This is a genomic window from Blastococcus atacamensis (genome assembly GCF_002938425.1).
Taxonomy (GTDB): domain Bacteria; phylum Actinomycetota; class Actinomycetes; order Mycobacteriales; family Geodermatophilaceae; genus Blastococcus; species Blastococcus atacamensis.
Genome location: NZ_POQU01000023.1, coordinates 31,971 through 42,332, shown reverse-complemented (window position 1 = coordinate 42,332; position 10,362 = coordinate 31,971). Strand labels below are relative to the sequence as shown.

At 73.0% G+C, this 10,362-nt stretch carries 9 protein-coding genes; 1 reads left to right on the top strand and 8 read right to left on the bottom strand.

Annotated elements, in window-relative coordinates:
• Positions 1 to 17: 17 nt before the first annotated feature.
• From C5508_RS08080 to C5508_RS08070, 3 genes are read right to left on the bottom strand one after another with little or no spacing between them, the layout of a single operon-like run.
• Positions 18 to 1,139: an exosortase/archaeosortase family protein gene (locus C5508_RS08080; RefSeq protein WP_104524430.1), complete on the bottom strand. Its 1,122-nt coding sequence runs from the start codon at positions 1,137 to 1,139 to the stop codon at positions 18 to 20.
• Positions 1,136 to 2,566, bottom strand: a complete 1,431-nt coding sequence (locus tag C5508_RS08075) for a glycosyltransferase (RefSeq protein WP_104524429.1) — start codon at positions 2,564 to 2,566, stop codon at positions 1,136 to 1,138. The genes C5508_RS08080 and C5508_RS08075 overlap by 4 nt, the downstream gene beginning before the upstream one ends.
• The gene (locus tag C5508_RS08070) at positions 2,563 to 3,258 is read right to left on the bottom strand and encodes a PIG-L deacetylase family protein (protein ID WP_104524428.1); all 696 of its coding nucleotides are present in this window, start codon (positions 3,256 to 3,258) and stop codon (positions 2,563 to 2,565) included. The genes C5508_RS08075 and C5508_RS08070 overlap by 4 nt, the downstream gene beginning before the upstream one ends.
• 172 nt (positions 3,259 to 3,430) lie before the next feature.
• Between C5508_RS08070 and C5508_RS08065 the strand changes: the two genes are divergently transcribed.
• Positions 3,431 to 4,657: an MFS transporter gene (locus tag C5508_RS08065; protein ID WP_104524427.1), complete on the top strand. Its 1,227-nt coding sequence runs from the start codon at positions 3,431 to 3,433 to the stop codon at positions 4,655 to 4,657.
• A gap of 111 nt (positions 4,658 to 4,768) precedes the next feature.
• Here the strand turns inward: C5508_RS08065 and C5508_RS08060 are convergent, their stop codons facing one another.
• The 5 genes from C5508_RS08060 to C5508_RS08040 are packed head-to-tail and all read right to left on the bottom strand — an operon-like array spanning position 4,769 to position 10,236.
• Positions 4,769 to 5,803 (bottom strand): ABC transporter ATP-binding protein, encoded by a 1,035-nt coding sequence (locus C5508_RS08060; RefSeq protein WP_104524426.1) that lies wholly within the window; start codon positions 5,801 to 5,803, stop codon positions 4,769 to 4,771.
• Positions 5,800 to 6,819, bottom strand: coding sequence for an ABC transporter ATP-binding protein (locus C5508_RS08055; protein ID WP_104524425.1), 1,020 nt, complete (start codon positions 6,817 to 6,819; stop codon positions 5,800 to 5,802). The genes C5508_RS08060 and C5508_RS08055 overlap by 4 nt, the downstream gene beginning before the upstream one ends.
• Positions 6,816 to 7,778 (bottom strand): ABC transporter permease, encoded by a 963-nt coding sequence (locus tag C5508_RS08050; RefSeq protein WP_104524424.1) that lies wholly within the window; start codon positions 7,776 to 7,778, stop codon positions 6,816 to 6,818. Before C5508_RS08050 ends, C5508_RS08055 begins: the two co-directional genes overlap by 4 nt.
• Positions 7,775 to 8,701: an ABC transporter permease gene (locus C5508_RS08045; protein WP_269801776.1), complete on the bottom strand. Its 927-nt coding sequence runs from the start codon at positions 8,699 to 8,701 to the stop codon at positions 7,775 to 7,777. Before C5508_RS08045 ends, C5508_RS08050 begins: the two co-directional genes overlap by 4 nt.
• Positions 8,702 to 8,712: 11 nt before the next feature.
• Positions 8,713 to 10,236, bottom strand: a complete 1,524-nt coding sequence (locus C5508_RS08040) for an ABC transporter substrate-binding protein (protein ID WP_104524422.1) — start codon at positions 10,234 to 10,236, stop codon at positions 8,713 to 8,715.
• Positions 10,237 to 10,362: the final 126 nt, after the last annotated feature.

Genomic DNA, 10,362 nt, shown 5'->3' with positions numbered 1-10,362 from the left:
TTTATTGTGGTTACGTGTTATGTTGTTGTGTGTCTGTTTTTTTTGCGTATGCGGCGCCCCGCGTAAGTAACACTGTCGTCTTCGTCGGCAGCGTCAGATGGGTATAATGGACAGGTCCGGACGACGTCGCCGTCCACTCGCACCGTCCGGCGGCTGAACAGCCAGCCGCGGGCCCACAGGCGCACGGCGGCGATCCGGTCGTTCGTCACCGGCTCCCACTGGCGCGCGGCGACCGCGTCGGCGAGGGCGTCCAGCACCTCGGGGTCCTCCTCGTACGTGGCGATCGCCAGCAGGGAGGCGGTGTGCGCGCCGAGGCCGTCGGCCACCAGCGCGCACGCGGTCTCCGCACGCTGCGCCGGCGGCAGGTGCCCGATGCGGTAGTCGATCCGGCCGGCCTCGCGGCGGCCGGCCAGCCGGCGGGATGCCCACCGGGGCAGCAGGTAGCGGTACACGTAGCTGGTCAGCGAGGCCCGCCGCTCGCCGCCCGCCGCCTCGACCTCCTCGGCGCGGTAGCCCAGGCCCGGGCGCGCCCAGCTGGTCGGCCGCCCGGCGGTGTGCCGCCCGACGACGTCCTGCTCGGCCCGCCCGGCGCTCGGCAGCGTGAAGTGGACCATCACGAGGAAGCCACCCAGGGTGGCGGCGAGCGTCCACACCGTGCCGACCCAGTCGTGGAAGAGCACCATGGCCGGCTCGCCCCAGTGCACGCCGGCGAGGGCGGAGGCGATCAGCCGGAGGTCGTTGGCGGCCACCACGGCGACCAGGCCGACCGCCAGCCCGAGCACCGCGTGCAGGCGCCGTCCGCGCAGTACCGCGAAGGTGAGCGCGGTGAGGCCGATGACGGTGAGGATGGACGAGCAGGACGTCGTCACCTCGCCGTCGAGCACCTCGCCGTCCCGGAACATCAGGATGTGGCCCGGGAAGACGTCGGAGACCCGGTCCTCGCCGAAGAAGCGCAGGATCGCCACGGTCCAGCTGGCCTCGTGCTCCTTGAACCAGGTCGCGCCGTAGTGATAGCCGAGCAGGCAGATGGCGACGGTGATGCAGAGCTCGACCAGCACCGCCGCGCGGCGCCGGGCACCACCGCGGACGACCACGCGGCCGCGGATCGAGCGGGGCAGGGGCGAGGTGGAGTCGCTCATGCTGATCCACCCGCCGGCGCCGGCGCGACCGTGGAGGTGCCGCCGGACCGGGTGGTCTTCACCCAGGTGTAGGAGCGCCCCAGCATGCCGTCGAGGTAGGCGCGGGTGGTGATCCAGATCGAGAGCGCGAACGCGGGCAGGAACCCCAGTAGGGACCAGGCGGCCCGGCGCTCCACCCGGCCCACCAGCAGGCCGACGGTGAGCTCGGCCAGCGGACCGACGAACAGCAGCATCGACAGCGGCAGCAGGCCGATGATCGGCTCGTCGCCGATGCCGAACGCCCGCAGGACGGTGAGCAGCACGCCGATGCCGCTGAGCACGGGCACGTGGTAGCCGAGCAGGAACAGCAGCGACTCCGCCTTCTCGAGCACCGTGAGGTGCCGCGAGCGGAGCATCGCCCAGGTGTAGTCGCGGAAGCACTTCTGGTGGCCGCGGGCCCAGCGGTAGCGCTGCGTCCAGAAGCGCTGGGCGGTGACCACCGCCTCCTCGTAGTCGATCGCCGAGACGTCGTAGCGGACCCGCTGCCCGGAGAGCAGCACGCGCAGCGTGAGGTCGGTGTCCTCGGTGACCGTCTCGGTGTTCCAGCCGCCGAGCGCGCGCAGGGTGGACATCCGCACGGCACAGTTCGCGCCGCCGTACGCGGGCAGCTCGAACAGCGCCTGCCGGCCGTACTCGTTGACGAGGTAACCGGACAGGAAGTCGACGAAGACCGTGGTGGCCATCGTCGACTCCTGGCCGTTGCGGATCACGCACCGGCCCATGACAGCGCCGACCGAGGGGTCGCGGAAGTGCCGGACCAGGCGGCGGAGCGCGTTGGGATCGGGCTCGTGGTCGGCGTCGAAGACGAGCACCACCTCGGCGTCGACGGTGGCCAGCGCGTCGTTGAGCGCGCCGGACTTGCCGCCACCTGAGTTCGGGGCCCGGTGCAGCACGCGGAGCCGGGGCTCCTTCGCCGCCCAGGCGTCCAGCCGCGCCCCGGTGCCGTCGTCGGAGCCGTCGTCGACCACGACGAGGGTGAGCTTGTCCGGCGGGTACTCGAGGCCGAGGAGTGCGGTGATCATCCCGTCGACGACGAGTTCCTCGTTCTTGCAGCCGACGAAGACGGCGACCTCGGGCGTGTAACCGTCCAGGTCGACGTCGGGGGCCAGCAGGTCGGCCTCGGCCCAGCGCGCGGCCGAGACGGCGAACGCGAGGTGCCGGAAGAAGAAGACGGCGAACACGATGTTCAGGGCGCCGGCGAGCACGCCGAACGTCGAATCGGCCCCGAAGGCGAGGATGGCGGCGGTCACCGCGACGACGTAGCCGGCCAGCACCAGCCGTCGTCCGTCGGGCCGCGCCCCGTGCGCCGACCCGCCCGCCGGCACGGGGCCGGCGGGCGGGGCAGCGGGGGCACGGCCGTCGGGGACGACCGCCTGGGCCGGGCTCATCGCGTGGCAGCCGCCGTGCGGTGAGGTGCCGGGACGACACGGGAGGACACCCGTCGGCGGTCGGCGGGCCGAGGCGCCGGGGCGAGGTCGAGGACCATGCGGGTGGGCTGGAAGGCCTCGGCGAAGCCGATGCGGGCCTGGGCCCCCCAGTGCCGGGCGGAGGCCTGAACCGCGTCGGGCTCCACCATCGGGGAGTTCTCGACTTGCGAGGTGTGGGCGGCCAGCGCCGCGAGCTTGCCCGACAGGTGGGCGGTGACGTCCACGAACACGGTCGGGGTGAAGCTGAGGGTCGAGGGGCTCTGGTAGTGCAGCACGCGGGCGAGCCGGCGGGCGGCGGAGAGCGTGGCCGCGGCGGCGGCACGGTGGTCCTGGTGGCTGTCCTCCGGAGCGTGCACGTAGACCAGGTCGGCCGCGGTCTCGGCCAGCGCCTGCTCGACGACCGCCACGGTGCCGATGTCGGCGACCATCGAGCAGTCGACCAGCCCACCCCATCGCAGGCCTGCGCCGAGCACGGCGGCCGCGGAGCGCTGCTCGAGGTGCCGGTTGGCCGTGCCGGGGCCGCTCTCCCCGCCGGTCATGACGAGCATGGTGACGAGGTCACCGGCGGCGGCGTGCGCGAGCAGCGTCGCACCGCACCCCAGCTCGACGTCGTCGGGATGTGCCCCGACGGCCAGCACAGACTTGCCTGCCATGGTCTCTTCCTGTCGACCAGATGTCCTGGGCGGACTGCCCAGTTCCTCACTCGCTCGGATGATCGACACATCGCGCGGGTTCCTGAAGTGCGAACTTCCCCCTGATCTGCGCGAACGCCCCGCCGCCCGACCCGGCGGTGCCGCGACCAGGGCCAGGGACCAGCATGGAGCCATGACGAGGGCCGGGACGCAGGACGAGAACCTCGCCACCGATCGCCGGCGCCCGGGCTGGCTGCTCGCCCTGCCCGCCGTCGTCCTCGTCCTCGTCGCGCTGTGCCTGCGCGCACCGTTCGCCGCCGTCGGGCCGCTGCTCGGCGAGCTGGGCGACGAGCTGTCGCTGTCCACCGGAGCACTCGCCGTCGTCACCGCGCTGCCTCTGGTGTGCTTCGGCCTGGTGTCGCCGTTCGCGCCGGCGCTCGCCAGCCGCCTGGGGGTCCACCGGGCGGTGCTGCTCGGCGTCGTCGTCCTCGCCGTGGGTGTGCTGCTGCGACTGGCGGGAACACCGGGGCTCTACGTCGGCACGGTGCTGCTGACCGGCGGCATCGCGATTGCCAACGTGCTGCTGCCCGCCGCGGCCCGCGCCGAGTACGGCGCCCGCAGCGCCCTTGTGCTGGGCATGATCACCGCCTCGATGGCGGCGTCGGCGAGCATCGGCGCCGGCTTCGCACAGCCGCTGGCCGACGCCGCCGGCAGCGCCGTCACCGGGCTGCTCCTGTGGGGTGTCCTCGTGCTCGCCGCCCTCGTCGCCATGGCCGCACTGACCCGTGCCCGGCGCGGCGCGCCCCGCCCGCCGGCCGCCCCGAGCGGCGCGCGCACCGCCGTGCTCCGCGACCGCGTGGCGCTGGCGGTCACCCTGTTCTTCGGGCTCCAGTCCCTGTCGTTCTACTCGATGCTCACCTGGCTGGCCGACATCCTCGAGGCGCAGTCCGGCACCTCACCCGTGGCGGCCGGCGCGATCCTGGCGCTCGCCGCCGCGCTCGGGGTGCCGGCGTCGCTCGTCGTCCCCCCGCTGGCGGCCCGCCGGCCGAGCCAGCGCACCTGGATCCTGGTCGGCACCCTGCCCGTCCTCGCCGGGCTCGTGGGCCTGCTGGTCGCCCCCGAGGCGGCACCGGTGCTGTGGGCGCTGCTCTACGGGGTGGGCACCGGGGTGTCGTTCCCGCTGGCGATGACGCTCATCCTGCAGCGCACCCGCGACGTCGGGCAGACCGGACGGCTGTCGGCGTCGGCGCAGAGCGTCGGCTACCTGCTGGCCGCCACCGGGCCGCTCGGCGTCGGCGTGCTGCACGAGGTCACCGGAGGGTGGGAGCCCGGGCTGGTGCTGCTGCTGGTCGTCGTCGCGGGCCAGCTGCTCATCGGCCTCGCCGCCGCGCGTCCCCGGCTGGTCGGCCCGGCCGTCTGAGTTCCGGCTCCCTCGGCCGAGTGAGCACTTGATGCCGAGGGACACGCCGCGCCATGGCATGTCGGCCGACGACAAGTGCACACTCGGCGGCCGTCCGAGCCGCCGCCGGGTTCAGGGCTGCGCGGTGACGCCGTCCGGCGCGGTCGCCGGCGTCCCGACGACGCCGTGCAGGTGGCAGGCCGCGAGCTGACCGGGCGCCCCGGCCGGCTGCAGCGCGGGATCGACGTCGTCGCACGGCTCGAACACGTACGGGCACCGGGTGCGGAACCGGCAGCCGCTCGGGACGGCGGACGGCGACGGGACGTCGCCGCGCAGCACGATCCGCTTCCGCTGCCGTTCCAGGGCCGGGTGCGGCAGCGGCACCGCCGAGAGCAGCGCCTGCGTGTAGGGCATCTGCGGGTCGGTACCGACCGCGGCCGCCGGGCCGATCTCCACGACCCGCCCCAGGTACATCACCGCGATCCGGTCGGAGATGTGCCGGACGGCGGACAGGTCGTGCGAGATGAACAGCAGCGTGAGCCCGAGCTGCCGTTGCAGTCCGCGCAGCAGGTTGAGCACCTGCGCCTGCACGCTCACGTCGAGGGAGGCGATCGCCTCGTCGCAGACCAGGAAGTCCGGCTCCCCCGCGAGCGCCCGCGCGATGCCCACGCGCTGCCGCTGGCCCCCGGAGAACTCGTGCGGGTACCGGCCGGCCACCGCCGGGTCCAGGCCGACCAGCTCCAGCAGCTCGCCGACCCGCTGGGCCCGCTCGCTGCGGCCCGAGCGCAGCCCGTGCACCTCCAGCGGCTCGCTCACCGTCTGGGCGACGGTGCGCCGCGGATCGAGGGAGGCGAACGGGTCCTGGAAGACCATCCCCGCCCGGCGCCGCAGCTCGCGCAGCCCCCGCCCGCTCAACGAGGTGATGTCGGTGCCCGCGAAGTCGATCGTGCCGCCGGTGGAGGGGATCAGCCGCAGCAGCGCGTTGCCCAGCGTCGACTTCCCGCAGCCGGACTCCCCCACCAGCCCGAGCGTCTCGCCGCGCAGGATGTCGAGGTCCACGCCGTCGACGGCGCGCAGCACTCCCGCCTGCTTCCGGCGCAGCCCTTGCCCGCGCACCGGGAAGTGCACCTCGAGCCCGCGGGCCCGCACCAGGACGTCGTCGCTCACCCCGCCCGCCCCCCTTCCGGACCTTCGGTGCACCAGGTGGCCGCGCGGTGCGGCAGCGTCGCGGCCGCGGAGCCGATGACCGCCAGCGGCGGCTGCTCGTGCTCGCAGCGCGCGTCCCCGCGCACCGGGCAGCGCGGCCAGAACACGCAGCCCTTCGGCAGGTCGGTCGGCGGCGGCGGGGTGCCCGGCACGGTCGCCAGGTCGGGGACGACGCCATCCACCGGTTCGGCCAGGTCGGGCAGGGCGCCCAGCAGCCCGCGCGTGTAGGGGTGGGCCGGCCGCTCGAGGACGTCGTCGACCGTGCCGTCCTCCACGCAGCGCCCGCCGTACATCACCAGCACCCGGTCGGCGATGCCCGCGACGACGCCGAGGTCGTGGGTGATCCAGATGACGCCGGTGCCGCGCTCGGCCTGGAGCTTCTCGACCAGGTCGATGATCTGCGCCTGCACGGTGACGTCGAGGGCCGTCGTGGCCTCGTCGGCGATCAGCAGCGCCGGGGAGTTGCTCAGCGCGATCGCGATGACCACCCGCTGCCGCATCCCGCCGGAGAGCTCGTGCGGATAGCGGTCCAGCGCGCGCTCGGGATCGGGCAGGCCCACCTCGCCCAGCAGGTCGGCGGCGCGACGGCGGGCGGCGGCCTTGTCGACGTCGCCGTGCGCGCGGATCCCCTCGATGAGCTGGCGGCCGATGGTGAGCACCGGGTTCAGCGAGGTCATCGGGTCCTGGAACACCATGCCCGCGCCCGGGCCGCGCACCTGGCGCAGCCGCTCCGGCTTCATCGTGAGCAGGTCCTCGCCCTGCAGCAGCGCCCGCCCGCTGACGGTCGCCACCCGCGCCGGCAGCAGGCCCAGCAGGGCCAGCACCGAGACGCTCTTGCCACTGCCGGACTCCCCGACGACCGCGACCGTCTCGCCCGGCCCCACGGTGTAGGACAGCCCGTTGACGACGTCGGCGGGGCCGCGCGGCGTGCGCAGCCGCACCCGCAGGTCCGACACCTCCAGCACCGGTGCGGTCACCGGTCGCCCCCCTCCTCGGAGCCGGCGGGAGCCGCCCCGGATGCCGCGCCCATCAGCGTCCGCTGCCGCGGGTCCAGGACGTCGCGCAGGCCGTCGCCGAGCAGGTTGAAGCAGAGCACCGTCAGGAAGATCGCCATCCCGGGGAAGAAGGCCAGCCACCAGGCGATCTGCAGGTACCCGCGCCCCTCGGCCAGCATCAGGCCCCACGAGGGGTTCGGCGGCTGCGTGCCCAGCCCGAGGAAGGACAGCGCCGCCTCGGCCAGGACGGCGAATGCCAGGCTGATCGAGGCCTGCACGATGATCGGCGGCGCGGCGTTGGGCAGCACGTGCCGGGTGAGGATCCGGAAGTCCGAGGCCCCCACCGAGCGGGAGGCGCGCACGTAGACCTCCTCGCGGACGCCCAGCACGCTGGCGCGGGTCACGCGGGCGAAGATCGGGATGTAGACGATGCCGATCGCCAGCGCGGTGTTGCCCGACCCGGGCCCCCGGACGGCGAGGACGGCGATGGCCAGCAGCACCGCCGGGAAGGCGAAGAGCATGTCCATGAACCGCATCAGGACGTCGTCCACCCACCTGCCGTAGTAGCCGGCGAGCAGACCGATGGCGCTGCCGATCACCAGCGCGATGCCGACGGCGAACAGCCCCACCCGCAGCGACACCGCCGCCCCGAGGATGACCCGGCTGAAGATGTCGCGGCCCAGGTCGTCGGTGCCGAACAGGTGCTCGCCGCTGGGCGGCTGCAGCCGCTCGTCGACGTCGATCTCGTTGGGACCGGTCGGCGCCAGCGTCTCGTCGAGGATCGCCACGAGGATCACGCCGAGGAGCAGGGCCGCCGCGACGGCGGCCGTCGGGTTGCGCAGCAGCAGTCCGAGGGTCTCCCGCCAGCGCGGCCTGGCCGGCTTCAGGGGAGCGGTGGGCTTCGGCGCGCTCGATGCAGCAGGACCCGGCTGGGAGGTCATCGGCGGATCCGCGGGTCGATGGCGGTGTAGAGCAGGTCGACCACCAGGTTGATGACGAGGAAGACCAGCGCGAACAGCAGGATCGCGCCCTGCAGCACCGGGTAGTCGCGGGCCTCGACCGACTGCAGGGCCAGCTGCCCGAGCCCCGGCCAGGAGAAGACGATCTCCACCACGACCACACCGGAGAGCAGGTAGGCCAGCTGGACGCCGGTCACCGTGACCAGGGGCAGCAGCGCGTTGCGCACCACGTGCCAGGTGAACACCTGCCGCGTCGGCAGCCCCTTGGCCTGCGCCGTCCGCACGTGGTCGGCGCCCAGTGCCTCCAGGACGCTGGACCGGACGAACCGGGTGATCACCGACCCGGAGACGACGCCGGTGACGACCGCCGGCATGACCAGGCGGGCCAGCCACCCGCCCGGGTCCTCGGACAGCGGCACGTAGCCGCCCGTCGGCAGCCAGCCCAGCGTTCCGGCGAACACGAGGATCAGCACGATCGCCATCCAGAAGTCCGGCACCGAGATGCCGATCTGGCTGAGCACTGTGGCCACCCGGTCCACGACCGAGCGGGGCCGCAGCGCCGACAGCGTGCCCAGCGGGATCGCGATCACCAGCGCCACCAGGATCGACGCGAAGGCGAGCGTCAGCGTGGCCGGCAACCGCTCGGCGATGAGCGAGGTCACCGTGTCACCGCTGCGGAAGCTCACGCCCAGGTCACCGCCGAGCGCCCGGGCGAACCAGGTGAAGAACTGCTCGACCAGCGGCCGGTCCAGGCCCGACCGCTCGCGCAGGGCGTCGTAGGTCTCCTGGGAGAAGCGGGTACCGAGGGCGAGCCGCACCGGATCGCCCGGTACGAGGTGCACCAGGGCGAACACGATGACGCTCACGCCGGCGAGGACGACCAGCGACTGGCCGACCCGCCGCAGCAGGTAACCGGTCAGGGCAGCTCCACGCCCTCGAAGTTGATGGCCTTGTCGGCCCGGATCTCGTAGCCGGACAGCCCCGGCGCCCAGGCCTGCACCACGTCGGGGTTGTAGAGGTACAGGTAGGAGACGTCGTCGACGATCAGCCGGGTGGCCTGGTCGTAGAGGTCCTTGCGGGACTTCTCGTCGGTCTCGGTCGAGGCGCGGGTGAGCAGGTCGTCGACCTGCGGGTTGCTGTACTTCTGGTAGTTGCTGGCCCCGCCGGTGATGTGCTGGGCGTGGTAGAAGTCGAACGGGTCCACGTTGCCCAGCCAGCCGAGCATGAAGGCGTCGAAGTCGCCCTGGGACTGGCGGTCCAGCCAGGTCGCGAAGTCCGTCGTCTGCACCTCGACCTCGATGCCGATGGGCTCCAGCTGGCTGGCGATGACCTGGGCGGCGGTGACCGTCTCGGGGTACTCGTCGGTGACCATCAGGCCCATCCGGATCGGCGTGGGGACCCCCGACTGCTCGATCAGCTGGCGGGCCGCCTCGACGTCGACGTCGAAGGGCGCGTAGTCGGTGTGGAAGAAGCTGTCCTCCGGAATGGCCGTCTGGTTGGGCTGCGCGGCGTCGAACCGGGCCGCCTGGGTGACCGCCTCCCGGTCGACGGCCGTGGCGATCGCCCTGCGCACCTGTGGGTTGTCGAACGGTGGCCGCGCGAAGTTCATGCTCATGTACCAGTAGTCGACGCTCGGCGTGGTGGCGAGCTCCACGGAGTCGTCACCGCCCAGGGCGTCCACCTGCTGCGGCGGGATGTTGTCGGTCCACTGGACCTCGCCGTTCTGCAGCGCGGTGAGCGCCGCCGCCGGCTCGGTGATGTAGCGGAACTCGACGCCGTCGATGCTCGGCGCCTGCCCCCAGTAGTCCTCGTTCGCGGTGAGCACCGTGCTGCTGGCGCTGGAGCTCTCCAGCCGGAACGGGCCGGTGCCGACGGCCTCGGTGGTGAGGTCGACGTCCTCGGCCGCGCCCTCGGGGATGATCGCCATGCCCTTGAACGAGCCGATCAGCGCCGGCAGGTTCGGAGTGGGCTGGGTGACCCGGATGACGACGGTCTGCGGGCCGTCGGCCTCGACCGACTCGACGGTGGCGAAGCGGTAGGAGTTGCTCAGCTCCTCGTCGATGATCCGGTTGTAGGAGTAGACGACGTCGGCGGAGTCGAACTCACTGCCGTCGTGGAAGGTGACGCCCTCGCGGAGGGTGAACCGCCACTCCAGGTCGTCCTCGCTGGTCGTCCACTCCGTCGCCAGGCTCGGCTCCATCGTGAGGTCCTCGGCGTTGGGGACCACCAGGGTGTCGTAGACGTTCTCCAGCACCTGGAAGCTCGCGTAGGCGTTGGTGACGTGCGGGTCGAACTGGTCGGGCTGGGCGCTGACCGCGGCGATCAGCACGTTGTCACCGCCGCTCCCGCCACCGGTGTCCACGCTGTCACCGCCCCCGCTGCAGGCGGTGAGCGACAGGGCGCCGACGGCGGCGAGGGCGAGCAGGCGGGTGGAACGCACCGGGGAACCTCCGAGGTCGAGGAGACGTCGTCCGTCCTCCGACCCTGGACCCGTCCGCGCTGGTCCGCGACCCGAGACCGGAGCTGCGGCGAATCGTTGCGCGGCTGTGACCGTTCCGTCACACCC